Origin of the sequence: Rhodococcus sp. 06-156-4, assembly GCF_002259345.1 — a bacterium.
Taxonomy (GTDB): domain Bacteria; phylum Actinomycetota; class Actinomycetes; order Mycobacteriales; family Mycobacteriaceae; genus Rhodococcoides; species Rhodococcoides fascians_E.
In genome coordinates this window covers 251923-275202 of the sequence record NZ_NPGB01000008.1, presented here as the reverse complement: position 1 = coordinate 275202, position 23280 = coordinate 251923, and the positions used below count along the sequence as shown (strand labels likewise).

Sequence of the window (23280 nt, the reverse complement as noted above, 5' to 3'; positions counted from 1 at the left end):
ATTCGAAACCTTCTCCGTGGTCTGCAGGAACGCCATCATCGGTTCATGGCCCCAACGACAACAGCATGGCAGTGGCAGTTGGACGCGGTTTGCCGTGGGCACGGCACCACCGAAGACTCCGCAGGCCCCGATCCGATCTCCGATGTGTTCTTCTCCCCGTCGGGCGAAGGCAGGACCGCACGGCGCCAGCGCGAGAACAGGGCGAAGGTGTTGTGCGAACAATGCCCGGTCATCGTTCAGTGCCGTCAGTTCGCCCTCGCGACCAACGAGCCGTTCGGAGTGTGGGGTGGAATGACCGCCCGCGAACGGGCCCTGCGGCGCACGGCACTGAAGAAAGCCGGCTAGATCGCACTTCCCGCGAGTGGAAAACGTCGCGAGTGGAAGACTGTAGGGGTGAGCGACAAGGACGAGCCCCAGCGTTGGACCTACCTGATGGACATGGACGGTGTGCTCGTCCACGAGGATCACCTCATACCCGGCGCCGACGCGTTCGTCGCGGAGCTGCAGGCGAACGAGATTCCGTTCATCGTGCTCACCAACAACTCGATCCGCACACCCCGCGACCTGCGCGCGAGGCTCGAACGCACCGGCCTGAACATCCCCGAGAAGTCCATCTGGACGTCGGCACTGGCGACGGCCAACTTCCTGGGGAACCAACGTCCCCGCGGCAGCGCGTACGTCGTCGGCGAATCAGGTCTGACGACGGCGCTGCACGACATCGGATACGTGCTCACCGACTCCAACCCGGACTACGTCGTGCTCGGTGAGACCCGCACCTACTCGTTCGAGGCCATCACCACCGCCATTCGCCTCGTCGAGAAGGGCGCTCGGTTCATCGCCACCAATCCCGACGCCACCGGGCCGTCGCGAGAAGGCTCCCTGCCCGCGACGGGGTCCGTCGCAGCCCTCATCACCAAGGCAACCGGCAAAGAGCCATACTACGTCGGGAAGCCGAACGCGCTGATGATGCGCTCGGCGCTGCGCGCCATCGGCGGTCACTCCGAAAGCACGCTGATGATCGGTGACCGCATGGACACCGACGTTCTCTCCGGACTCGAAGCAGGCCTGCAGACCATCCTGGTACTCACCGGAATCTCCACGAAGACGTCCGTCGAGAACTACCCGTTCCGCCCGACGAAGGTGATCAACTCGGTCGCCGATCTCGTCGGCCGGACCCAGTCGCCGTTCTGATGGCGCCCTCGCCCACCGGTACACCGACCTTCGTTCTGTCACGCAGCACCTACAACGTCGAAGCAGACGGAGTGGAGAACGCGTACGCGTCGACGGACGACGCCGTCGCAGCCGTCCGCAGTGGAACGCCCGTCGTCGGTGCCCTGCCGTTCGACGACGCCGACCCGGTGGCCCTGACACACCCGACATCACTGCATCGAACCGACGGTCCCTGGCGAGCGTTCACGACTGCGCTGCCCCGGGTCCGCGTCGGAGAACAGATCCCTTCTGCGGAGGAACACGTCGCGCGCGTGCGCGCACTGGTGAACAGCATGCGCGACGGGTCGGTGCAGAAAGTGGTGCTGGCGCGATCGCTCCGATTGTTTGCCGACTCCCCGATCGACCCCATGGCCCTGCTCGGCACCCTCGTCGAGAAGGACGTCCTGGGAAACGGCTATGCCGTCGACCTCTCCGCAGCGGGGGCAGAGCATGCGGGCTCGTACCTCGTCGGGTCGAGCCCGGAGCTGTTGATTCGGCGCCACGGCCGCGCCGTGACATGCCATCCATTCGCCGGAACCGCGGCGCGCAGCGACATCCCCGACGAGGACGCCGCCATCGCCGCTCGCCTCGCAGCCAGCGCCAAGGACCAAGCCGAACACCGATTCGTCGTCGACGAGATCAGGTCCGCACTGGAACCGCTGTGCAGCGACCTCGACATCCCGCCGGAACCGCAGCTCAGCAGCACCCCGCAACTGTGGCACCTCAGCACACCCATCACCGGGACTCTGCGCGACGCGGCGACGACCTCGCTCGATCTGGCGATCGCCCTGCATCCCACACCTGCCGTCGCGGGCGTACCGCGCCGGGCGGCGATGGACGCGATCAAGCGGATCGAAGGACCACGGGGCTTCTACGCAGGCGCAGTCGGATGGGCCGACGCCGTGGGTGACGGTGAATGGATGGTGGCCATCCGAGGCCTCGAACTCGCCGCCGACGGCCGCTCGGCCCTCGCCACCGCCGGCGGCGGGATCGTCGCCCAATCCGACCCCGACGCCGAACTCGCCGAAACGACAGCCAAGTTCCGAACGGTACTGGCCGCCTTCGGCGTCTGAGCTCAGCCGAGCGCCTGCTTCAGGTCCGCGATGAGATCCTCGGTGTCCTCCAGGCCGATCGAGATACGAACGACCCCGTCGGAAAGACCCACTGCAGCACGGCCTTCCGGCCCCATGGCGCGATGCGTCGTGGTCGCAGGGTGCGTGATGAGAGTCTTCGAGTCGCCGAGGTTGTTGGAGATGTCGACGACACGCAGAGCGTCGAGCAACTCGAACGCACGCTTCTTGCCTTCACCCTCGGGAGCAGCGAGCTCGAAAGTGACGACGGTTCCGCCGCCCGTCATCTGACTCTTCGCCAGCTCGTGCTGCGGATGTGACTCCAGGAACGGGTATTTCACCCACGACACCGCAGGATGGGATTCGAGGAACGTCGCGATCTCGAGCGCCGACTGCGTCGAATGACGCACCCGAACCGGCATGGTCTCGAGACCCTTGAGCAGCGTCCACGCGTTGAACGGGCTCAGCGCAGGGCCGGTATGACGCATCAACGTCTGCACCGGGCCCTCGATGTACTCCTTGCTACCGAGAATCGCACCACCGAGGACACGTCCCTGGCCGTCGATGTGCTTGGTGCCGGAATACACCACCACATCCGCACCCAGTTCCAAGCTCTTCTGCAGCAACGGCGTCGCGAACACGTTGTCCAACACCACCGTTGCGCCCGCCGCGTGAGCAAGCTCGGACACACGCCTGACGTCCACCAGCGACTGCATCGGGTTCGACGGCGTCTCGAAGAACACCGCAGTCGTCGGTACCGACAGCGCCTCTTCCCACTGCGCGTTGTCTTCACCGTCGACGAACACGGTCTCGACGCCCCACCGCGGGAGGATCTCGTTGCACACCACGAAGCACGAACCGAACAAGCTGCGCGCAGCCACCAGACGGTCACCCGCCTTCAACAGCGCACCGAGGGCCGTGAACACCGCAGACATACCGCTGGAGGTACCGAAGCACGCCTCGGCGCCCTCGATCAACCGCAGTCGCTCCTCGAACATCTTGACCGTCGGATTGCCGTACCGCGAGTAGACGAAATGATCGATCTCCCCGGTGAACGCCTGCTCGGCCGCACCTGCGCTCTCGTAGACGAAGCCCGACGACAGATACAACGCTTCCGCATTCTCGTCGAACCCGGACCTCATCAACCCGCCGCGAACACCCAGCGTTCCCTGCCCCACACCGTCAGGCAGCTTCTTGTCGAAGCCTCCGCCTTTGGGCAGGCCCGGAATCCTCTGCTCGCTCACTGCTGCCTCCACGGAAGTCCCACTGCACGCCACCCGACGACGCCGCGGTGACCGTCGGCGTCGGTTGCACCCTCGAAACCGTCGAGCACGTTGTAGGACGGGCCGATACCCGCGGCCGTCGCGGCCTCCGCCGCACCGATGGAACGCTGCCCCGAGCGGCACAGGAACACCACCGGGCGCTCCCCGTCGACACCGGCTTCCTTCAGCTGATCGACGAAGTTCTCGTTCCGCGCGCCGTTCGGGTAGCTCACCCACTCGATCAGGTGAGTGGGCCGCTCGATCGACGACGTGTCCGGGACGCCGACGTACTGCCACTCGGCGTGCGTGCGGACGTCGACCAGAACTGCCTCGGGATTGTCACGAAGCAGCTCCCAGGCCGCCTCCGGGGTTATGTCACCTGCGTAAGTCACGGATCAAGCCTTTCATACGTTGCACACCAGCCATTTGTCGTCGACGCGGACGAACTTCCACACCTCGCTCGACGTAGCCCCGGTCTTCTCGAACTTCGTCGGCACCGTGACGACCCCGCGGTCACCGTTGATCTCGTACTCACTGGGAGCCCCGTCGACCACAAGTTTGCCGTTCTCCTCCACATCGGCAACCCGAGCGTCGGTGTAGTCCTGATCGGACCCGGTGACGAGGCTGCTCACCTGCTCGTCACAGGTGACGGCGCGCAGAGCGTCGGCGTCGCCCTCGTTCTGGGCGTCGACGAACTCGGTGATGCTGTCGGTGAGCAACTGAGCCTGAGTGACGTTGTCCTCGGCGGGAGCGAACCGAGCCGCGAGAAAGATTCCGGCGAGCAGCACGACGACGATGCCGACGGCGATCAGAAACGGCCACGCGTTCGGCGGGCGGCGTTCACCCGACGCGGCAGCTGCTGCAGACGCGTTGTTCTGCGCTTCCTCACGACTGTCGACCCACTGTTGCCTACGTTCACGCCACGACGCCATGGCGACAATCTTCCCCGCCCGGCAAACCTCTAGTGCTGCTGGGGTCCGACTGGAATGTCGCCGCGCAGGGTGATGCGGTGCATCTTGCGGTGCTCGGTGCCGTAATCACGGTTGGCGTAGTGCGAGGTGCTCCGGTTGTCCCACAGCACAAGGTCACCGAGACGCCAGCGGTGACGCACCACGTGCTCCGGCTTGGTCAGATGCGCGTACAGGAAGTCGAGGATGCCCCGACTCTCCGCCTCGGAGACACCGACGATGTGCGACGTGAAACCAGGGTTGACGAAAATGCCCTTGCGACCGGTCTCCGGGTGCACCCGAACAACCGGATGCTCGACGGGTACCAGCGCAGTCACCTCTTTGCCGTCCCAGACGTTGCCCTTGCCTCCTCGCTTCTGCGCGAGGTAGTAGCCGAACTCGCGGTTACCGTCGTGCACCGCGGTCAGCTGGTCGATCATCTGCCGCACCGGCGCAGCCAACGACTCGTAGGCGAGCTGACTGTCCGCCCAGTTGGTGTCACCCCCGTGCGGAGGGAGGACGACGGGCCGCAGAATCGACCCCATCGGCGGACGCTCCATGAACGTCACGTCCGTGTGCCAGATGTCCGCGAACCCGTTGTCCTGACTGTCGAGGGCATAGACCTCGGCAGCGACATGACCACTGTCGTGCACCGGATGCCCCGCCGTCAGCTCGCCGAGCCGTCGACCGAAATCGATCTGCCCCGCATCGTCGAGGGACTGCCCGCGCAGCACCAGAACCTTGTGCTCGACCAGTGCGTCGCGCACCGCTCGAATCTGCGCATCGGACGCCGACGCCACATCGAGCCCGATCACCTCGGCACCGAAACTCGGGCCGAACTTGTCGAGCGTGAGTGAAACCGTGGTTTCCACAGTGGTCATGTCTGTCCTCCTTGTCGATAACTACGCTGCTGTACTTACGCTGCTGCAGCGGATTTGACTGCGTGCCCGACCTCGGCGCGCAACGCTGCGAATTCGGGCGAGCCGCGAAGCTCGTCGGCGTCTATCCCACTGCGCGGGAGATCGACCGGTATGTCGAGAGCCACCTGGCCCGGACGTTTGGTCAACACGACGATGCGAGACCCTAGGAACGCCGCCTCGTCCGCGCTGTGAGTGACGAAGACGCTCGTGCGTCCGGACTCCGCGCTGACCTGCCGCAAGTCCTCCTGCAACCGCTCACGGGTCAGCGCGTCGAGTGCAGCGAACGGCTCGTCCAGCAGAAGCAGCGACGTCTCCGCCGCCAACGCCCGTGCAATCGCCACACGCTGCTGCTGGCCGCCCGAGATCTCCCAGATGTTGCGATCCGCCGTGCCCTCGAGACCCACTCGCTCTAGCAGCTCGTCGCGACGCTTCTTTCTCGCGCCCTTCGAGACACCCGCGTACTTCAACGCGAGTTCGACGTTGCCGCCCACGCTCTTCCATGGGAACAACCGCGGCTGCTGGAACACGACACCGGAGGTCAGCCCCGGCGTGGGGCGGGTGCCCGACACGAGAACATCTCCGTCCGTCGCCGATTCGAACCCGGCGATGAGGCGCAGCAGCGTGCTCTTACCGCAGCCCGACGCCCCGACGAGGACCAGAAACTCACCAGGCGGAACAGTCAGATCCATGGGTCCGAGTGCTGTGACGGCGTCACGTCCACTGCCGTAGATGTGCGAGACGTTGTCGATGCGGATGCTTCCGTCACCGGTGACGGCATGGGTCGACGCTTCGGCTCTCGAAGCCGTGTCAGTTCTGAAGGACACCGGGCAATCCCTTCGTGTAGATCGCGTTCTCGAACGTCTCGAGCGGTGCGGCCTCGGGGATCTGGTTCTGCGACGCGAGGAACTGCGACGCGCTCTGCAGGTTCGCCGCAATGTTGCCGACGGCTCCATCGGTCCCGAGCCACTCCGGCGACGTCAATTCCTCCGGCGTGAGAAAAACGCCCTGACCGAGCTGGTTCGCAGCCTCGTCCTCGGTGATTCCGATCTCCGCCGCGACAGCTTTCGCGGCCGCGTCCGGGTCGTCGGCGATCGTGTTCAGTGCACGCGTTTCGACCTGACGCCACACATCGACCGCATCGGAGTGCTCGTCGGCGAACGCGGTGGACACGACGCCGAGGTCCAACGTGGGTTTACCCGCGGTGGCGAGTTCACGGCTCGCGATGAGCGTCGTACCCGTCTTCCGGAGTTCGTCGAGCGTCGGTAGCCAGGTGTACACGGCATCGACGTCGCCACGTTCCCACGCAGCGAGAGAAGCCTGAGGCTGCAGATCGATCAGGTCCACGTCCGACGCGGACAGGCCCGCCTGCTCCAGTGCGGCGAGGAGGCTGTAATGCGCGGTCGACGCGAAGGCGGTGCCGATGCGCTTGCCCCGCAGGCCCGCGACGTCCGTGATTCCCGATTCGTTGCGCGCGACGAGCGCCTCGTTGTCGCCTGCCACGTCCAGCACGAACGCGACCTGGTACGGAATGTTCAGCGGCGCAGACAGTCCACGTGCGACCGGGCTGGATCCAATTGCCCCGAAGTCGAGTTCACCCGCGATGAACGCGGTGTTGATGTCGGCGCCGGAATCGAACTTCGTCCACTTGATGTTGTAGTCCGGCAGCGCTTCTTCGAGCCATCCGTTGTTCTTGACGACGAGATCGCCGCTGGGGAACGACTGGTACGCGATACGAATCGTGGGCTTGCTGTCGTCGGTCGTCGAGTTGTCCACCGAGCACGCTGAAAGCGCGAGCGCTCCGACAGCAAGAGCGACAACAGCTTTGGCGATTTTCATATCTTTCCCCTCCAGGGAACTACGCGGCGCTCCAGCGCACGCAACAAGCCATCGATGACGAGACCCGAGATGCCGATGGCGAAGATGCCGACGAGCACTACGGGGGTGTTGTTGTAGTTACTGGCATCTTTGACTGCGCCGCCGATGCCGGGAATGCCGTTGAACAGTTCCGCCGCAACAACGGAGGAGTACGCAATACCGACGGAAAGCCTCATGCCGGTGAATGTTTCGGGAAGCGCCGATGGAACTACGACATCCCTGATGACATCCTTCTTACTCGCCCCCAGAGCACGAGCCGCCTCGACGAGCCCGACCGGAGCCGCGAGAACCGCAGCGGTCGTCGCAACGGCCGCGGGCGGGAGCGCTGCGAGCGCAAGTAGTGTGACCTTCGGTGCCTCGTCGATTCCCAGCCAGATGACCAGCAGGAAGAAGTACGCGAGAGGCGGCAGCGCGCGCAGGAACGTCAGCCACGGTTCGAGCACCGCCCGCACCCACTTGACCGTGCCCATGGCCAGACCGAGGGCGACGCCCAGCGCGATGCCGATGACGACGCCGGCAAGGACGCGTCGGAGAGTCATGTAGAGGTGCTCCCAGAGCAGGTAACCCTGGTAGCCGCGCACACCGTCGTGCGTGGTCGAGAAGTCGACGAACGCCTTCCAGACCGTGCTGGGGTAGGGCACGAACGTCTCGTTCCAGACGCCGCTGGATGCAGCGACCTGCCAGACCCCGATGAACACGACAAGTGAGACGATCGGAAGACCGATGGAGGTCAGGTAGCCGTTCCCGCGTCGGGCTGAAGCCCTGGGCAGCGAGCGGCGCACGGGGTCGTCGGGAACGACCTCGACGGAAGTGGACATGGTGTCACTTTCGAGGGATGGAGCAGCCCGGGGCACGGCGCGACAGGGCTGTGGAGAAGTGAGAAGAAAGAACGGGCCTCAGAGGGCCCGGTGCGCGGGAGAGATCACCGACAACACATGGTGGTGCAGGTACGACAAAGGTCCAGGGCGATTCGCCGGACCAGGAATGTCGTCTGCATGATGCAATTCCTACCTGAAACCGGGAAATAGCTCAAGTCCGGATGCCTTGGAGTGTGCCCGGAGTGCGACGTAGCCTTGAGTGACGACCACCAGCCCAGATCAGGTAACACTTAATTTATGCTGGGGTGTCCGTACATGCCCTCGACGAAGGTAGTTCGCTGCACATGACCGATCAGACTCGTCCACTCCGCGTCGCCATCGTCGGCGCCGGACCCGCAGGCATCTACGCCGCCGACGCACTCATGAAGTCCGACACAGATGTCAGTATCGACCTGTTCGAGCGCATGCCCGCACCCTTCGGCCTCATCCGCTACGGCGTCGCACCGGACCACCCCCGCATCAAAGGCATCATCACCGCCCTGCACAAGGTCCTCGACAAGCCCCAGGTCCGCCTGCTCGGCAACATCGACTACGGCACCGACATCACCCTCGACGACCTGCGCCGCTTCTACGACGCCGTCATCTTCTCCACCGGCGCCAACGCCGACCGCGCACTGAACATCCCCGGCATCGACCTCGACGGCAGCTACGGCGCCGCCGACTTCGTCTCCTGGTACGACGGCCACCCCGACGTCCCCCGCACCTGGCCCCTCGACGCCGAGAAAGTCGCCGTCCTCGGCGTCGGCAACGTCGCCCTCGACGTCGCCCGCGTCCTCGCCAAGACCGGCGACGAACTCCTCCCCACCGAAATCCCCGCCAACGTCTACGAAGGCCTCAAAGCCAACAAGGCCCTCGAAGTCCACGTCTTCGGACGCCGCGGACCCGCGCAAGCCAAGTTCACCCCCCTCGAACTCCGCGAACTCGACCACTCCCCCAACATCGAGGTCATCGTCGCCCCCGAGGACATCGACTACGACGAAGGCTCCGAAGCCGCCCGCCGCGGATCCAAGCAGGTCGACATGGTCGCCAACACCCTGCAGGACTGGGCCATCCGCGACGTCGGCAACCGCCCCCACAAACTGTTCCTGCACTTCTTCGAATCCCCCACCGAAATCCTCGGCGAGAACGGCAAGGTCGTCGGACTACGCACCGAACGCACCGAACTCGACGGCACCGGCAACGTCCGCGGCACCGGCACCTACAACGACTGGGACGTCCAAGCGGTCTACCGCGCCGTCGGCTACCTCTCCCAGAACATCGCCCAACTCCCCTTCGACGACCAAGCCGGCACCATCCCCAACGAAGCAGGCCGCGTCGTGGAGTCCCCGTCCTCGACCACCCCGGTCCCGGCCACCTACGTCACCGGCTGGATCAAGCGTGGACCCGTCGGCCTGATCGGTCACACCAAGGGCGACGCCAACGAAACCGTCGCCAACCTCCTCGAGGACGCACCCGGCTTCACCGGCGCCACCGACCCCGATCTCGACGCGGTCACCACGTTCCTCGAAGACAAGAAGGTTCCCTTCACCACCTGGGACGGCTGGTACCGCCTCGACGCCCACGAACGCTCCCTCGGCGAGCCCGAAGGCCGCGAACGCGTCAAAGTCGTCGAACGCGAGGACATGCTCCGCGCTTCCGAGCCCGACAAGGCTTGATTCACGCGTGAGTAGGAAACGCACAGAGCGCTGTGCGTTTCCTACTCACGGCGGCTAGACCCGCACCGCCAGAAGTTTCCCCTCCGTCTCGACCTTGCGCTGGTGCTCGTTGAAGTCCGGAGCCGCACAGACGTACAGCGTTCGGCCGTCGTCACCACCGAGGCCGCACGCGAACACCCCGGTGTCGAATTCGAGCTGATCGACGATTCCCTTGCCCGGGACCACGTGCACAATTCGCTGACCCAGCGCGTCGGCCACCCACAACGATCCGTCGGTATCCATCGCGCAGCCGTCGGAAGCCACGGACAGCTGCCCCAGCGCGGACTCCATCGACGTCACGTCCGGCACCTCCGCGAACTTCACCCAGTCGCGCCGCTCCCCCAACGAACCGTCCGGGTGCACCGCGAAGACACTGATGCGGTTGCCGACCGTCTCGTCGACCACCAGCTCCCCGTCGGGCGTCAGACCCATCCCGTTCGGGAAATAGAGATCCTTCGCCACGACGTGCACCGAACCGTCGGGATCGACGCGCAGTAGATCGGCCGTGTCCGGCGTCGCCAGGTTCATCAGATCGAACCCGAAATTGCCGACGTAGGCGCGTCCTCGGTCGTCGACGAGCATGTCGTTGAGGTTCGCCTTCACGTACGACGACAGATCTGCGTGCACGACGAGCGAACCGTCGTCCTCACGCCGGAGCAACTTCTGATCTCGCATCGAGACGACGAGCAATCGGCCGTCCGGCAACCACCCGAGTCCCGACGGTTGCTGCGGCACCTCGGCCTCGACGCGAACGTCCGACCCGTCACCGCGAGCGGACACCACCCGCTGGCTGTAGAAGTCGGACACCCAGATTCGGCCGTCTCGCCAGCGCGGACACTCGAGGAAGGTGTACCCGTCGAGGACGATTTCTGCTTCAGCTCTCATGTTTCGCATTCAAACACCGGCGCGGGTCCCCGGGTGCCGAAATCGCATTGCTGGCATGCTGTCCCTTGTGTTCGACGCCCACCGATACATCCTCGACCCGCGATTCCCGCTGGTCGAGAATCAGGGGTACCCACCGGAGCCGTACACCATCGAGGATTACGACCGCGACACCGACGGCCTCGGAATCACCGGCGGCGCGGTCATCAGTTCGTCGTTCCACACCACCGACCAGGCGTACCTGGTGGCCGCGTTGGACGCGCTCGGGCCCAGCTGGGTAGGCGTCGCGCAGCTCGATCCCGATACGTCCGACGACGAGATCGTCGAACTCGATCGAGCCGGCGTCCGCGCCATCAGGCTCAACTTCAAACGAGGCGCGACGGACGTCCAGACGCTCACCGCCCAAGCCCGCAGAGCCCACGAACTGGTCGGCTGGCACGCGGAACTGTACGTCGAAGCCTCGATGCTGCTCTCGCTCGAACCGATCCTGTCCAAGCTTCCCGCGGTGAGCATCGACCATCTCGGCATGTCCGCGCAGGGCCTGCCCTACCTGCTCGACCTCGTCGAGCGTGGCGTCCGCGTGAAAGCCTCCGCCTTCGGCCGAGTCGACATGGACATCGTCGATGCCATGAGGAAAATCCACGCCGTCGACCCTGCCGCCCTGATGTTCGGGACCGATCTACCGGGCACCCGAGCGCCCCGACGGTTCCTGGAAACCGATATCGATCTCGTCGCCGAAGCCGTGGGAGGCGACCTTCCCGCGGTCCTCGGCGGCAACGCCCGGGCCTGGTACCGGGTCAAATGAAGATCGCCGCTCCGAGCCACACACCGGTCGCGAGGAGTGCACCGAACAGTTCGACGAGGATGGACAGCCCCGCAGCCTTGGTGGCATGGACCGTGGATCTCCACGCCTGACCGTGATTGCGGTGCCGGGGAAGTTCCGCGACATAAGTGCCGAGGACGAACCCGACGAACAAGCCGACGACGGGGATGACGAAGAACCCCACGATGCCCACGAGACCGCCGACCACCAGCGAACGCGTCGGGATGCCTGCGTCCTTCATCTTTCGCCCCGGCCAGGTGTACTTCACGACGCCGCTGGCGACCAGCAGAACCGTCGCGATTCCCAGGACCACCCAGGCCGCGGCGCCACCGGTCACGAACGCCCACACCGCAATTGCCGCGAAGATCAGAATCACGCCGGGCAGAATCGGCACGACGATCCCGACCAACCCCACGAGGATCGCCAGAGCGACCAGCACCTCCCCCCAGGCACTCACGTGACGGGACGAATCTTGCCTGCAGCCTCGGTTGCCCGCGCGCGAGCCGAATCGATGTCGGACGCCGTCGACACCGCAACGCCCATCCGTCGACGCACGAAGCTCTCCGGCTTGCCGAACAACCGAACATCGGTCTCCGGTACGGCCAAGGCGTCGGCGACACCCTCGAAGGCGATGCCCTCCGCGTCGACGCCGCCGTAGACGACCGCCGACGCACCCGGCGAGACGAGCGTGGTGTCCACCGGGAGTCCGAGGATGGCACGGGCGTGCAGTTCGAACTCCGAGAACCGTTGCGTACGAAGCGTGACCAACCCTGTGTCGTGTGGACGGGGGCTGACCTCGGAGAAGTAGACGTTGTCGCCCTGAACGAACAGTTCGACGCCGAACAGGCCTCGCCCTCCGAGAGCAGTGGTGATCTTGTCCGCCACGTCCTTCGCCGCAGCGAGCGCACCGTCCGACATCGGTTGCGGCTGCCACGATTCGACGTAGTCACCGGATTCCTGACGGTGCCCGATGGGCTCGCAGAAATCCGTTCCCGCCGTCGACCTGATGGTGAGAAGTGTTATCTCGTAATCGAAGTCGACGAATCCCTCGACGATGACACGACCGAGGTCGACGCGTCCGCCCTTCAACGCGTAGTCCCATGCCGCCGCGACGTCCTCAGGTCCGCGGACCACCGACTGTCCCTTGCCCGACGAGGACATCACCGGCTTGATGACGGCTGGATAGCCGATGGAGTCCAGGGAGCTGTGAACGTCCTCGAGCGAGTCGGCGAACGCGTAGGGCGACGTCGGAAGGCCCAACTCCTCGGCCGCGAGCCGCCTGATCCCCTCGCGATTCATGGTCAGCTGCGTCGCCCGGGCCGTCGGAATGACGACACTCCTGCCTCGACTCTCGACCTCGGCGAGCGCGTCGGTCGCGATGGCCTCGATCTCGGGAACGACGAAGTCCGGTTGCTGAGCGTCGATCAATGCCAGGAGCTGTTCGGGGTCGCTCATGTCGATCGTGAAGGCGTGATGAGCAACTTGATGGCCCGGCGCGTTGTCGTATCTGTCGACGGCGATGACCTCGACGCCCAAGCGCTGGAACGCGATGATCACCTCCTTGCCCAACTCGCCCGCGCCGAGGAGCATCACTCGCGTGGCTCCCGGGGTCAGAGGTGTGCCGATCCGGACTGCTTCGTCTCCTGCGCTCACGCCGCTCATTATCCACGGCCTCGGGGTTCCCTCGCGCCTCCAGTCACGCTAAGTTAACCTCGATTCGCTTATTTCATACTGATCGGAACGAGGAATACGTGTCGAGTACCGGTGGACCGCTGACAGGACTTCGAGTCGTCGAACTTGCAGGAATCGGGCCCGGCCCCCATGCCGCCCTGCTGCTGGCCGACCTGGGAGCCGAGGTCGTGCGCGTTCAGCGCGCCGGCCAGATCTCGGAGCACGATCAGCAGCTGCGCAGCCGCACCCTCGTCGAGGCCAACCTCAAGGACCCGGCCGACGTCGAGAGAATTCTGGGACTGATCGAACGTGCGGACGTCCTCATCGAAGGATTCCGACCGGGCGTGACCGAGCGCCTCGGACTCGGCCCAGACGTCGCGCTGGAACGCAACCCCAAGCTCGTCTACGGCCGCATGACCGGATGGGGACAGGACGGACCGTGGGCGTCTGCGGCGGGCCACGACATCAACTACATCTCCGTGACGGGCGTACTGCACGCCATCGGACGCAAGGGTGAGCGTCCAGTACCACCGCTGAATATGGTCGGCGATTTCGGCGGCGGATCGATGTTCCTGATCTTCGGCATCCTCGCCGCACTGTTCGAGCGTCAGACCTCGGGCAAGGGCCAGGTGGTCGACGCCGCGATGGTCGACGGGACAGCAGCGCTGTCGCACATGATCTGGGGCCTACGCGGTGTCGGCGCCTGGTCGGACGAGCGCGGCGTCAACATGCTCGACACCGGCTGGCCCTACTACGACACCTACGAAACCGCCGACGGTAAGCACATGGCCGTCGGCGCACTCGAGCCGCAGTTCTTCGCCGAGCTGCTCCGTCTGCTCGAACTCGACCCAGCCACCACACCGGGCCAGGGCGACCGCGACCGCTGGCCCGAGATGCGTGAGATCTTCACGCGGGTGTTCAAGACCAAGACGCGCGACGAGTGGGCCGCCATCTTCGACGGCACCGACGCCTGCGTCTCGCCGATCCTCACGTTCGGCGAAGCATCGGACCACAAGCATCTGGCCGCGCGCGAAACTCTGATCGAGGTCGACGGCATCACCCAGCACCGGCCGGCGCCCCGCTTCTCCCGCACTCCCAACGGCATCCCCACCGCACCCGCATCGACTGCGGTCGATCCGGACACCCTCTGGCCGTGAGTACTCATGTAGGCCAGGGCCTACATGAGTACTCACATCAGAAGACGAGCGCGGGCTCTCGGTCGTCCGCGCTCGGCGCCAGGGCAGCGTAAGCACCGGCGGTCGCGACGACGGCCGCGGTGATCTCCGCGGGCTCCCGGGTGTACGGCAGACGGAGGAACCGCTCGAACGCACCCTCCACTCCGAACCGGGGGCCCGCCGCGAGGACGGCGCCGAACGTCGGCGCCGTCGCGGCGAGTGCACTCGACACGGGCGTCGGGATCTGCAGCCACAACGACATCCCGCCCGTCGACCGTCGGTACGTCCAGTCCGGAAGGTGCTCCGCAAGAGCGGATTCCAGCACACCCCGACGCTCGCGTAATTGCTCACGTCGCGTGTCGAGAATCGCATCCGCGTCCTGCAACAGGAACCCGGCGGCAAGCTGATCCATGACGGACGTGCCCAGGTCGTGCGCAGCTCGCGATCCAGCAAGCCTGCTGATCAACGACGGATTGGCTCGGATCCATCCGATACGCAGCCCACCCCAGTACGATTTCGACGCCGAACCGATCGTCACCACATCCGTGCCCGACACACGCCCGAACGACGCGACGGGCGGCGGCGGAGGCGCATCCAGCCACAGATCGACCATGGTCTCGTCGACTATCAACGTCATCGACGTGTCCCTGGCGATCTTGGCGAGCTCGGCGCGACCGTCGGCGGGAAGGCAACGGCCCGTCGGATTGTGGAAGTCCGGAATCATGTATGCAACCTTGGATGCGGTCTGCCTTGCAGCACTGCGGATTCCGTCGAGATCCCAGGGCTCCCCGTCCGGCCTGATCGGAACCGGGACCGGGCGAGCGCCGACGCGCCTGATCGCCTCCAGCGCATTGGGGTATGTCGGGTGATCGATCAGTACCCGATCCCCCGGTGACGTGAGAGTGCCCAGCAACAACCGAACTGCCTGCTGCGCACCGGAAGTGACCATGATCTGATCCGGGGTCGTCGGCAACCCGCGCTCGACGAACCGTCGGGCAATGGATTCACGCAGCACCGCAAGCCCGATCGGTTCCATACCGTGGTTGGACAGATAGGCCGGAAGTGCCTGCAGCGCAGAGTTGTACGCGTGCAGCATGGCGTCCGTCGGCGCTGCCATCGCCGCATGGGACATATCGATGACCGGCCCGGTCGAGCGAGACTGCACCAACAACCCGTTGGGCTTGGCCATGTCCGGCAGTGCGACTGTGCTGCGGGCACCCTGCTTGCTGATCAGATAGCCCTCTTCACGCAGCACGGCATAGGACGACGTGATCGTCGTACGGCTCAGGTCGAGCGCGGACGACAGATCGCGCTCGCTCGGCAACCCCACTCCCAGCGGAATCCGGCCGTCGTGGATGAGCAGCCTGATCCCGTCGGCCAAGGCCCGGTACGTGGGGCGGGACGTGCGCTTGCGACCGGACGCGTCCTCGGCTTCGGTTCGCCACCGTCCCAGATCGCGCGCCATCGAAGTTGCGTTGAGTACCCGTATCGCCATTTCCCGATCCTACTGGCCTTTGGATCGAAGTCCAGTTCGAACGCAGTCCATACTGGACGCATGCCGTACTCGCTGTTCGACACGTCCCTCGGACGGTGCGGCCTGGCCTGGAACGCCGACGGCGTCACCGCCGTCGCCCTGCCCGAGTCCGAGGACCGCTTGATCGACTACCTGACCGGCTTCGACGCCCTCCCCGGCGACCCGGACGGCGTCGCCACCGTAGCCATCGAGGGCATCATGGCACTGCTCGACGGCGGGGACCCCGCCCTGTCGGCCATTCCGGTCGTTCTCGACGTCTCCGACTTCGACAACGCCGTCTACGACGTCACCCGCGCGATCCCCCGAGGTTCCACAATGACGTACGGCGCTGTTGCTGCGCGGCTAGGCCATCCGGGCGCTGCGCAGGCAGTTGGCGGTGCGCTCGGCCGCAACCCGGTGCCGGTGATCATCCCGTGCCACCGAGTCCTCGGCGCAGGCCGAGAGGTCGGCGGCTTCTCGGCTCCCGGAGGACCGTCGACGAAGCAAAGAATCCTTGCCATCGAAGGCATTCCCGGCTTCGGGGAGCCGACGCTGTTCTAGTCGACGACGCGCGAGAGATGAATGCGAAACTAATTCACTCGAGTGAATTATCCATTTGTCAGTACATTATACGAATGGTCGCCGAGTGAAATAAAAGCAATAGTCGCCTGCCGAAACAAACCGTAATTCCAGTTTATGTGCGCCTATTCCGACGTGCGGTATTTCAAGCGGAAATTGGTTCGGTCCCGGAAGGTACCTCGACCGCGGACACGCTCTCCGCCTCGGGTCCGGGAACCCTGACGTCGTCTTCACGCGTGCCACCGATGGTGAAAGCTCCCGTCTCCGGCATCCACCCGATGGAGCCACGCTCGAACAAGCTGTAGCGACCGTAGCCGGTAGGGGTCGGCTTCTCGTTGCTGATCGGGTACCCCAGAGCACCGTACGGACCCCCGTGCGCCAGGTACCACGCGAGAATCTCGCCGTGAACCTCGTGCGCCCCACCCTCCGGAAGTGCGAACACCGTGGCCTTGGCGAACTCCATCATGCCCCCGCCGCTCGGTCCGAGCATGAATTCCCCGACGGCCTCGCCGATCCACGGATGTTCATAGGCGAAGCGGTCGAATTGGTACCCGAAGACATCTAGACCATTGTACGAAGTGGACATCGACCGACCTTCCGTCGCTTTACCTGGCGCCCATTGTCCGCCCACTTCGCTGATAAAGCACGTCAATTAGCAAATATATGTTTCGACTCTTTTCCGGCGTCAGTTCAACAGAGCCGAAATCTCGGCCGGAACTTCTCCCGACGCCGGATCGACGACAGTGCGGCTCCACCCTCCGCCGGTTCCGTCCAGTCGAACCAACTGGCTCGGTCCGAGGAGCCACAGCTGGTCACCCGACGCCCAGGCCACTCCATAGCCGTACTCCGAGCTCGACGAGATGGGACCGCTGTACTGGATGTCGCCTGACGAGTCCGTGATCTGCAACGTCGGCGAGCCGTCGACACTCACCACCGTCGCCACCGCCGAGCCCGACGGGGAGGACTGGGGTGAGATCAGGTCAGCCGGGGGTGCCGCGGTGGTCGTCGTTGTCGTCACCGGGGCAGGTGGGGGTTCCACAGCTGCCGGTGGCGGTTCCGTCGTTGTCGTGGTGGGTGGCGTCGTTGTAGTGGCGGGTGGCGTCGTCGTCGTGGCGGGCGGGGTTGTCGTGGTGGCTTGCTGCTCCGTCGTGGTCGCAGGCGCCGTCGTCGACGCCGGGGCAGGTGTTGTTGTCGTGGGCGCAGCCTGGGGCGCGAGCCTGGGAGCTGCACCGGCGGGACCGACCGCGACGCACGCGGTGAGCAAGGCTGTGATGTAGTTGATTCCTCTGCTACCAGTCGGCGCTGACCGGACGCCGTTGTAGGTTGCCCTGAGAGTAAAGGTGCGGGTGCCGATCATCAGCAGCGACAGGAGTTGCGCGGCGCTCCACGTTCGTGTGGTTCCGGGGGCGGGAGGCAGGACGACAGGGTTTGTCACACCGGCCGGCGCAGGCGTGAAACTCAGTTCATAGCCAAGGGCCGGATTGTTCTGCCAGCTGAGTTGAGCACCACCCGAGTCATCGCACCTGAATCCTGTCGGTATCGGAACAACGGATTGGAAATTCCCACTCGTTGCGATCGAAGTATCGGTCAACGGAGCAGCCAGTGCCACAGGAGGATTCGTCGACGACAAAGCCACGGCCCCGAGCGTTGCGAGGACCACCAGTCCCGATGTCGGCAGTCGACTGTGCCGCCCATGCGGCTCCTCATCGGTTTCCGACGGAGATACCCGACGCGGCCGAAACGCGACCATCAACAGAACGCCGACAAGAACACCGCCTGCAAAGACCGCAACAGGTCCGCTCAGCCACGTCACCGCGTAGCCGAGCTTGGGGACGCTGAAAAGGACCCGTCCCGCTTCCGACACGACGTAGGGCTCGGCGTCGGGTTCCGCGTTGTCGTCGCCCTTCAAATAGAGCTCGACGCTGTCGCTTCCGACGGCTCCGATTTCGATGACTCGGTGCGTGATTCCGTTGCCCGCCGCGTTGGTCACGTTGACGATGTCACCCACTTGAATGTCGACCGCGGGCGTGGTCTTACTCAGCGCGAGTGCACCCGTCTCGATGGCCGGTGACATCGAGCCGGATCGGAAGACCAGCGGCGTAATCCCGAACACAGCCGCAGCCAGCGCAACCAAAACACACAGCAACCCGGCCAGTGCGCCGACGGTCAGCGCGATCTCGCGCACCCACCTTCGATTCGAGTGCGCGCGTGAACGTACTGCGTTGGTACTCATCTAGGTCGACGTCGCCACGAGTGAGTAGGTGATGGTTCCGGTCGCGGGAGTCGCCGGGGCCGTGGCGGTCGACGGCATTGTCACCCTGATGCAGAGTTGGTCGGTTCCACCGGCTGGGATGGGCCGATTCACGCCGGGGAAAGGCTTCGACGGAAACAACCCGGACACCGTACTGACCGCGGGCCCAGAGCAGTCCGAGTTCCCGTACACGAAACTTTCCAGCAAACCGCCCAGACCTGTGTTGGTCGCTGCCACGGAAAGCGTGTAGTTGAACGGCACCGTCCCGGAGTTCCGCACGAGTAGCGGCGCGGTGACTGTATTGCCCGGGGCAATCGCGGTATTGGTGAGGGCTGTTGCGAATGCAGGTGGATTGTTGTCGACCGCAGGGTTGCCGATCTTGATGTCGATCGTGCCTGTCGTGAACGTCCCCGAGGTAGCTGTCGACGTATCCGACCATGCCGCAAGGGTTCCTACGGCACCCAGCCCGAGAACGATACCGATGGACATGATGGCGCGAGCCCGAGCGCTGATCAGCGCCGAGACGATCCGGCGAAGGACCCCCAGGTTCTGCTTGTGACTCGCCATCACGAGTACGCCCCTTCCTGATTCTCCGAAACACAAATCACGCTGTCTCCGTTGTCCCACCGCACCACCAGGTCGACAAGCGCTCGGGAATTCTGGGTCGCATTGCCCGCGTTCACTGCCATGTCGACAGTGGCACCGATCCGACGCTTTTCGTGTGCGCCGATCAGTACGGATCCGCAACCCGATCGGTACTCCGACCCATCGATCGACACCGTCAGCGATTCGCCGAACTCTCTGCTGTCGGCGACGAGCTTCAGTTGGATTCGACCATCGTCGTCGGTGTCGTTGAAGACATGGAATACAGCATCGCGACTGTCACCGGGGACCCATCGAATCTCGTTGTCGAAGAGCGGACTCGGCAACGTCGGTCCCCACGTCTCGCCGTCGTAGCTGTACCCGACGGTCTGCACTGGCCGCGCGGAACCTGTTCCGAGCAACACTACGATTGCCAGTCCCGTCACCAGGACAGCGCACGGAACGGCGACGTTCGAATTCACGACGCCTCCCTCCGCTTCTTCCGGTGATCGAGACCCGCGCCGACGAACATGAACACTGCATAACCTGCGAGCCCGATCACTATGACGGTCACCGTTATTCGGCGCTGTTCACCGTTCAGCCAATTGTTGACGTACCCCATGTAGGGCACGGAATACCAGACCTTGCCTCGTATCTGGCCGAACTGCACGGGGTTCTCGTCATCGGACCCGTTGTTGTCTCCACGCGTGATGTACGTCGTGACACCGCCACCGGACTGCTGAGTCGCCACGATTCTGTGCGTCACCACATCGGGTTCATTGGAACGGATTTGGTACGTGATTGCCGTTCCGACAGCGAGCTCGGAACGGTCGACAGGCTTGATCACGACCAATGACCCCGGCGGATACGTGGGTTTCATCGATGTCGTGAGGATGGTGTACGGCGTCGCCCCCGACACACGCGGAACGACCACGGTGACAGCCAGAACGAACAGCATCGCGGCCAGCAACGTGTACGACACGATTCGACTCACCCACCACCACACCCCGGTGCGCTCGTCCCCGTTCCTCTCGGGCGGGACAACGGGAATCACGTCGGTGTCTTCGGTGCTCATGTCTGATCCGCTCGGAACGAGAATTTCACGGTCGAGGACTGACTCTTCGGCGGGTCTATACCTACGGACACCCGAAAACACCAGACCTCCGCCGCTCCGGGGGCGAGCAAACGTGCGGCGGGTGCCGTCGGAGCCTGCGCCCCAGCGGCATTGCCGGTGTACAGCTGAGTGGCGCCGGTTGGAGCGGTCGTCGGCGGGCAATCCGCCGCCGCCCCGACCAGGCTTGCCGTCAACGTCAGCGGCACCGTTCCGGTGACCGTTGTGCTCTGGAGTCGGTAGTCGAAGGGAACGTTTCCCGCATTCTTGATCGACAACGATGCCTGCGAAAACCCGTTCGGACCGAGATTCGTCCCGCCGAGTGCGGCGAGCACATAATCGTTCACCTCTGCCCCTGCGGGTCCGACCTTGATGTCCAAGGTCCCGGAGTTGATGGTTCCACCGCTCACGATGGCGTCGTCACGCCACAGCGCGCCCGTCGTCTGTGCTGATCCGAAAACCACCACAACGACGGACGCGGCTGCGAGTGCCCAGTATCGGCCGTGCTTGATCACTTCGCAGAGATCAGGGACGTACCTGGTCGAGCGTCAGCGTGAAGGAATCCAGGTCGACCGACTCGTTCTGCGCAACCAAACCAGCCGTGTCTGGGTCGAATTCGATCCGAACCTCGACGCTGATGGTCTGTGGCGACGCCGTCAGCGGCAGCGGAACGGCCGATCCATTGGGTAGGTCGGTGCCACCATTGACCGAGACGGTCGCGCCGGCCAGTGCGGCGGCGAGAGCGGGATCACCGGTCACTTCCGTGAAGTCCGCAGTAATCGTCGCCCGGAGGTTGGGTCCTGCCCAGTTCACCACGTAGTCCGAGGAGTATTCCAGAACGTCACCCGGCACGATCAAGAACCCAGCTGGGCTAGGCCCGATGACGACGTTGGGTGTTACCGACGTCTCGGTCCACAGAGCAGTCCCCGCGACCGGTTCGAAGTTCAGTTCACCAGAGTTGATTTCTCCACCCGCGACTTCGGCATCGTCCTGCCACAGTGCGAAGGATCCCAAACCGCCGAGCAGCAGGACAGCTGCCGCCCCCGCGGCTATGGCGCCTTTGGTTGCCTTGTTCATTCGTTTCTCTCTTCGTGTGGGCCCAATGGAAGGCCAGTGAGGGACCCGGCGTTCTTCGGGTCGAGTCGGCCGGTGCCGGCCCGCGCACCTGGTGCGACGTCCATTGTTTCGCAAGGACCACGCGGTCTGTTACCCCTGCGAATGTAAAAGTCCGAAGGTCTTTTTACTGGACTTTTACCTAACCGACAGTTACACCGACACGGTCGATGTAAAGCGTCGATTCATTCGATCGCAGCACAGAAAGAGCCGAGGCAGTCAGCTAAGAGGGTCAGACGGAGGATCTACGGTCGCGTATACGCAAAGATAACGACCGACAAGTATCTTTCGATACGCGTCGGCCGAAACCAGGCCACGAGACGAGAAAGGCCCCGCAACGCGAACGCTACGGGGCCTTTGTCGAACGAATCAGGAGTTCAGAATGTCCCGACGAACGATGGTCTGGTCACGGCCGGGGCCGACGCCGATGCAGGACATGTGGGCGCCGGAGAGCTCTTCTAGCCTGAGCACGTAGTTCTGTGCGTTCACCGGAAGGTCCTCGAAGGTGCGCGCTCCGGAGATGTCCTCCCACCAGCCTGGCATCTCTTCGTAGATCGGCTGGGCGTGGTGGAATCCGGTCTGCGTCATCGGCATCTCGTCGTGACGGACTCCGTCGACGTCGTAGGCGACGCAGATCGGGACGGTATCGAGGCTGGAGAGCACGTCGAGTTTGGTGAGGAAGTAATCGGTGATGCCGTTGACACGGGTCGCGTAGCGGGCGATGACCGCGTCGAACCACCCTGTCCGACGCGCACGCCCGGTGGTGACGCCGACCTCGCCGCCTTGCTTCGCGAGGTATTCGCCGGAGTTGTCGAAAAGCTCGGTCGGGAAGGGACCCGACCCGACGCGCGTCGTGTAGGCCTTGAGGATGCCGAGGACGGTGGTGATCTTGTTGGGTCCGATGCCGGAGCCGACTGCCGCGCCGCCCGCCGTCGGGTTGGACGACGTCACGTACGGGTAGGTGCCGTGGTCGACGTCGAGCAGAGTGCCCTGCGATCCCTCCAGAAGCACAGTCTCGCCGCGTTCGAGAGCGAGGTTCAGCTCGAGCCGCGTGTCCGCGATGCGGTGCTTGAACTTCTCCGCCTGCCCGAGGACCTCGTCGACGACCTGCTGCGGGTCGAGAGCGCGTCGGTTGTAGATCTTGGAGAGCACCTGGTTCTTGAATTCCAGTGCAGCTTCGACCTTCTGGGTCAGGATCTTCTCGTCCAGCACATCCGCTGCACGGACGCCGACGCGTGCGAACTTGTCCTGGTAGCAGGGTCCGATTCCGCGACCGGTGGTGCCGATCTTCTTGGCTCCGAGGAAGCGTTCGGTGACCTTGTCGATGGCCACGTGGTACGGCATGATCAGGTGCGCATCGGCGCTGAGCAGCAGGCCTGACGTGTCCACGTTGCGCTCCTCGAGCCCGGCCAGCTCGGTCAGCAGAACGCCCGGGTCGACGACGACGCCGTTTCCGATGATGTTCTTGACTCCCGGAGTCAGAATGCCCGACGGGATCAGGTGGAGCGCGAACTTGTCCCCGTTGGGGAGCACGACGGTGTGGCCCGCATTGTTGCCACCCTGGTACCGAACCACCCACTGGAGTTGTTCGCCGAACAGATCGGTTGCTTTGCCTTTGCCCTCGTCGCCCCACTGGGCGCCGATCAGGACTATCGCCGGCATGTGCTCTCCTGGTGTCTCTTCTGTGCAAAAACTAGCTGTGTAATTGACGTGCGGGAGGTTGCT

At 64.5% G+C, this 23280-nt stretch carries 26 protein-coding genes; 7 read left to right on the top strand and 19 right to left on the bottom strand.

All coding sequences use genetic code 11. The annotated features are described in order from the left end of the window. The first annotated feature begins 45 nt into the window (after nucleotides 1-45). From CH290_RS04560 to CH290_RS04550, 3 genes are all read left to right on the top strand, one after another. Nucleotides 46-345 (top strand): WhiB family transcriptional regulator, encoded by a 300-nt coding sequence (locus tag CH290_RS04560; protein ID WP_026347446.1) that lies wholly within the window; start codon nucleotides 46-48, stop codon nucleotides 343-345. 87 nt (nucleotides 346-432) lie between these two features. Continuing rightward, on the top strand, nucleotides 433-1191 hold the full coding sequence (locus CH290_RS04555) for an HAD-IIA family hydrolase (RefSeq protein ID WP_371828087.1): 759 nt from the start codon (nucleotides 433-435) through the stop codon (nucleotides 1189-1191). After that, on the top strand, nucleotides 1191-2282 hold the full coding sequence (locus tag CH290_RS04550) for an isochorismate synthase (RefSeq protein WP_033190165.1): 1092 nt from the start codon (nucleotides 1191-1193) through the stop codon (nucleotides 2280-2282). The genes CH290_RS04555 and CH290_RS04550 overlap by 1 nt, the downstream gene beginning before the upstream one ends. Nucleotides 2283-2284: 2 nt before the next feature. Here the strand turns inward: CH290_RS04550 and CH290_RS04545 are convergent, their stop codons facing one another. The 7 genes from CH290_RS04545 to CH290_RS04515 are packed head-to-tail and all read right to left on the bottom strand — an operon-like array spanning nucleotide 2285 to nucleotide 8101. After that, entirely contained in the window at nucleotides 2285-3508 is a 1224-nt protein-coding gene (locus tag CH290_RS04545) for an O-succinylhomoserine sulfhydrylase (RefSeq protein WP_026347444.1), read from the bottom strand. A gap of 11 nt (nucleotides 3509-3519) precedes the next feature. Beyond that, nucleotides 3520-3933 (bottom strand): rhodanese-like domain-containing protein, encoded by a 414-nt coding sequence (locus tag CH290_RS04540; protein WP_019663194.1) that lies wholly within the window; start codon nucleotides 3931-3933, stop codon nucleotides 3520-3522. Nucleotides 3934-3945: 12 nt separating this feature from the next. Next, nucleotides 3946-4473 (bottom strand): Rv0361 family membrane protein, encoded by a 528-nt coding sequence (locus CH290_RS04535; protein ID WP_019663193.1) that lies wholly within the window; start codon nucleotides 4471-4473, stop codon nucleotides 3946-3948. 29 nt (nucleotides 4474-4502) lie between these two features. Further along, on the bottom strand, nucleotides 4503-5369 hold the full coding sequence (locus tag CH290_RS04530) for a TauD/TfdA dioxygenase family protein (RefSeq protein ID WP_033190164.1): 867 nt from the start codon (nucleotides 5367-5369) through the stop codon (nucleotides 4503-4505). Nucleotides 5370-5404: 35 nt separating this feature from the next. Next, nucleotides 5405-6232, bottom strand: coding sequence for an ABC transporter ATP-binding protein (locus tag CH290_RS04525; RefSeq protein WP_052083230.1), 828 nt, complete (start codon nucleotides 6230-6232; stop codon nucleotides 5405-5407). Next, a complete protein-coding gene (locus CH290_RS04520; RefSeq protein WP_033190163.1) occupies nucleotides 6216-7244 on the bottom strand; it encodes a taurine ABC transporter substrate-binding protein in 1029 nt (342 codons plus the stop codon). Before CH290_RS04520 ends, CH290_RS04525 begins: the two co-directional genes overlap by 17 nt. Then, nucleotides 7241-8101 carry an ABC transporter permease gene (locus CH290_RS04515; RefSeq protein WP_033190162.1) on the bottom strand — a complete coding sequence of 287 codons (861 nt, stop codon included), beginning with the start codon at nucleotides 8099-8101 and terminating at the stop codon, nucleotides 7241-7243. Before CH290_RS04515 ends, CH290_RS04520 begins: the two co-directional genes overlap by 4 nt. Nucleotides 8102-8445: 344 nt before the next feature. Between CH290_RS04515 and CH290_RS04510 the strand changes: the two genes are divergently transcribed. Next, nucleotides 8446-9816: an FAD-dependent oxidoreductase gene (locus tag CH290_RS04510; protein WP_037143485.1), complete on the top strand. Its 1371-nt coding sequence runs from the start codon at nucleotides 8446-8448 to the stop codon at nucleotides 9814-9816. 54 nt (nucleotides 9817-9870) lie between these two features. Here CH290_RS04510 and CH290_RS04505 read toward each other — a convergent pair whose 3' ends face one another. Further along, nucleotides 9871-10749 (bottom strand): SMP-30/gluconolactonase/LRE family protein, encoded by an 879-nt coding sequence (locus CH290_RS04505; protein WP_033188609.1) that lies wholly within the window; start codon nucleotides 10747-10749, stop codon nucleotides 9871-9873. Between the two features lie 46 nt (nucleotides 10750-10795). Between CH290_RS04505 and CH290_RS04500 the strand changes: the two genes are divergently transcribed. After that, nucleotides 10796-11542, top strand: a complete 747-nt coding sequence (locus tag CH290_RS04500; RefSeq protein WP_019667926.1) for an amidohydrolase family protein — start codon at nucleotides 10796-10798, stop codon at nucleotides 11540-11542. Here CH290_RS04500 and CH290_RS04495 read toward each other — a convergent pair. Next, nucleotides 11535-12017: a DUF456 domain-containing protein gene (locus tag CH290_RS04495; protein ID WP_037182970.1), complete on the bottom strand. Its 483-nt coding sequence runs from the start codon at nucleotides 12015-12017 to the stop codon at nucleotides 11535-11537. The genes CH290_RS04500 and CH290_RS04495 overlap by 8 nt on opposite strands. Continuing rightward, nucleotides 12014-13222: a formate-dependent phosphoribosylglycinamide formyltransferase gene (gene purT, locus CH290_RS04490; protein WP_033188610.1), complete on the bottom strand. Its 1209-nt coding sequence runs from the start codon at nucleotides 13220-13222 to the stop codon at nucleotides 12014-12016. Before purT ends, CH290_RS04495 begins: the two co-directional genes overlap by 4 nt. Before the next feature lie 89 nt (nucleotides 13223-13311). Here purT and CH290_RS04485 point away from each other — a divergent pair, with 89 nt between their 5' ends. Then, a complete protein-coding gene (locus CH290_RS04485; RefSeq protein ID WP_033188611.1) occupies nucleotides 13312-14388 on the top strand; it encodes a CaiB/BaiF CoA transferase family protein in 1077 nt (358 codons plus the stop codon). Between the two features lie 37 nt (nucleotides 14389-14425). On the opposite strand, the gene yczR is transcribed toward CH290_RS04485, so the two are convergent. After that, the gene (gene yczR / locus CH290_RS04480) at nucleotides 14426-15901 is read right to left on the bottom strand and encodes a MocR-like transcription factor YczR (RefSeq protein ID WP_020113363.1); all 1476 of its coding nucleotides are present in this window, start codon (nucleotides 15899-15901) and stop codon (nucleotides 14426-14428) included. Between the two features lie 60 nt (nucleotides 15902-15961). Between yczR and CH290_RS04475 the strand changes: the two genes are divergently transcribed. Continuing rightward, on the top strand, nucleotides 15962-16480 hold the full coding sequence (locus CH290_RS04475) for a methylated-DNA--[protein]-cysteine S-methyltransferase (RefSeq protein ID WP_033188612.1): 519 nt from the start codon (nucleotides 15962-15964) through the stop codon (nucleotides 16478-16480). A 163-nt stretch (nucleotides 16481-16643) separates the two neighbouring features. Here the strand turns inward: CH290_RS04475 and CH290_RS04470 are convergent, their stop codons facing one another. The 8 genes from CH290_RS04470 to CH290_RS04435 all read right to left on the bottom strand — a co-directional run bounded on the left by CH290_RS04470 (nucleotide 16644) and on the right by CH290_RS04435 (nucleotide 23217). Beyond that, nucleotides 16644-17084: an LGFP repeat-containing protein gene (locus CH290_RS04470; protein ID WP_019667920.1), complete on the bottom strand. Its 441-nt coding sequence runs from the start codon at nucleotides 17082-17084 to the stop codon at nucleotides 16644-16646. Between the two features lie 99 nt (nucleotides 17085-17183). Further along, nucleotides 17184-18731: a signal peptidase I gene (locus tag CH290_RS04465; protein WP_230620898.1), complete on the bottom strand. Its 1548-nt coding sequence runs from the start codon at nucleotides 18729-18731 to the stop codon at nucleotides 17184-17186. Further along, nucleotides 18732-19316 carry a SipW-dependent-type signal peptide-containing protein gene (locus CH290_RS04460; protein WP_020113360.1) on the bottom strand — a complete coding sequence of 195 codons (585 nt, stop codon included), beginning with the start codon at nucleotides 19314-19316 and terminating at the stop codon, nucleotides 18732-18734. Beyond that, nucleotides 19316-19813, bottom strand: coding sequence for a hypothetical protein (locus CH290_RS04455; protein ID WP_033188614.1), 498 nt, complete (start codon nucleotides 19811-19813; stop codon nucleotides 19316-19318). The genes CH290_RS04460 and CH290_RS04455 overlap by 1 nt, the downstream gene beginning before the upstream one ends. Further along, complete coding sequence (locus CH290_RS04450; protein ID WP_019667916.1) at nucleotides 19810-20406, bottom strand: signal peptidase I; 597 nt, start codon at nucleotides 20404-20406, stop codon at nucleotides 19810-19812. The genes CH290_RS04455 and CH290_RS04450 overlap by 4 nt, the downstream gene beginning before the upstream one ends. After that, the gene (locus CH290_RS04445) at nucleotides 20403-20957 is read right to left on the bottom strand and encodes a hypothetical protein (protein ID WP_019667915.1); all 555 of its coding nucleotides are present in this window, start codon (nucleotides 20955-20957) and stop codon (nucleotides 20403-20405) included. The genes CH290_RS04450 and CH290_RS04445 overlap by 4 nt, the downstream gene beginning before the upstream one ends. A 10-nt stretch (nucleotides 20958-20967) precedes the next feature. After that, a complete protein-coding gene (locus tag CH290_RS04440) occupies nucleotides 20968-21519 on the bottom strand; it encodes an alternate-type signal peptide domain-containing protein (protein WP_020113358.1) in 552 nt (183 codons plus the stop codon). A gap of 405 nt (nucleotides 21520-21924) precedes the next feature. Then, complete coding sequence (locus tag CH290_RS04435; protein WP_033188615.1) at nucleotides 21925-23217, bottom strand: adenylosuccinate synthase; 1293 nt, start codon at nucleotides 23215-23217, stop codon at nucleotides 21925-21927. Nucleotides 23218-23280: the final 63 nt, after the last annotated feature.

Coding starts and splice junctions, on each gene's coding strand:
- purT (WP_033188610.1), bottom strand. CDS start 13,222: ATGAGCGGCGTGAGCGCAGGAGACGAAGCAGTCCGGATCGGCACACCT.
- CH290_RS04500 (WP_019667926.1), top strand. CDS start 10,796: ATGCTGTCCCTTGTGTTCGACGCCCACCGATACATCCTCGACCCGCGA.
- CH290_RS04470 (WP_019667920.1), bottom strand. CDS start 17,084: ATGTCCACTTCGTACAATGGTCTAGATGTCTTCGGGTACCAATTCGAC.
- CH290_RS04440 (WP_020113358.1), bottom strand. CDS start 21,519: ATGAACAAGGCAACCAAAGGCGCCATAGCCGCGGGGGCGGCAGCTGTC.
- yczR (WP_020113363.1), bottom strand. CDS start 15,901: ATGGCGATACGGGTACTCAACGCAACTTCGATGGCGCGCGATCTGGGA.
- CH290_RS04530 (WP_033190164.1), bottom strand. CDS start 5,369: ATGACCACTGTGGAAACCACGGTTTCACTCACGCTCGACAAGTTCGGC.
- CH290_RS04560 (WP_026347446.1), top strand. CDS start 46: ATGGCCCCAACGACAACAGCATGGCAGTGGCAGTTGGACGCGGTTTGC.
- CH290_RS04515 (WP_033190162.1), bottom strand. CDS start 8,101: ATGTCCACTTCCGTCGAGGTCGTTCCCGACGACCCCGTGCGCCGCTCG.
- CH290_RS04465 (WP_230620898.1), bottom strand. CDS start 18,731: ATGAGTACCAACGCAGTACGTTCACGCGCGCACTCGAATCGAAGGTGG.
- CH290_RS04535 (WP_019663193.1), bottom strand. CDS start 4,473: ATGGCGTCGTGGCGTGAACGTAGGCAACAGTGGGTCGACAGTCGTGAG.
- CH290_RS04460 (WP_020113360.1), bottom strand. CDS start 19,316: ATGGCGAGTCACAAGCAGAACCTGGGGGTCCTTCGCCGGATCGTCTCG.
- CH290_RS04450 (WP_019667916.1), bottom strand. CDS start 20,406: ATGAGCACCGAAGACACCGACGTGATTCCCGTTGTCCCGCCCGAGAGG.
- CH290_RS04510 (WP_037143485.1), top strand. CDS start 8,446: ATGACCGATCAGACTCGTCCACTCCGCGTCGCCATCGTCGGCGCCGGA.
- CH290_RS04475 (WP_033188612.1), top strand. CDS start 15,962: ATGCCGTACTCGCTGTTCGACACGTCCCTCGGACGGTGCGGCCTGGCC.
- CH290_RS04505 (WP_033188609.1), bottom strand. CDS start 10,749: ATGCGAAACATGAGAGCTGAAGCAGAAATCGTCCTCGACGGGTACACC.
- CH290_RS04435 (WP_033188615.1), bottom strand. CDS start 23,217: ATGCCGGCGATAGTCCTGATCGGCGCCCAGTGGGGCGACGAGGGCAAA.
- CH290_RS04520 (WP_033190163.1), bottom strand. CDS start 7,244: ATGAAAATCGCCAAAGCTGTTGTCGCTCTTGCTGTCGGAGCGCTCGCG.
- CH290_RS04550 (WP_033190165.1), top strand. CDS start 1,191: ATGGCGCCCTCGCCCACCGGTACACCGACCTTCGTTCTGTCACGCAGC.
- CH290_RS04555 (WP_371828087.1), top strand. CDS start 433: ATGGACATGGACGGTGTGCTCGTCCACGAGGATCACCTCATACCCGGC.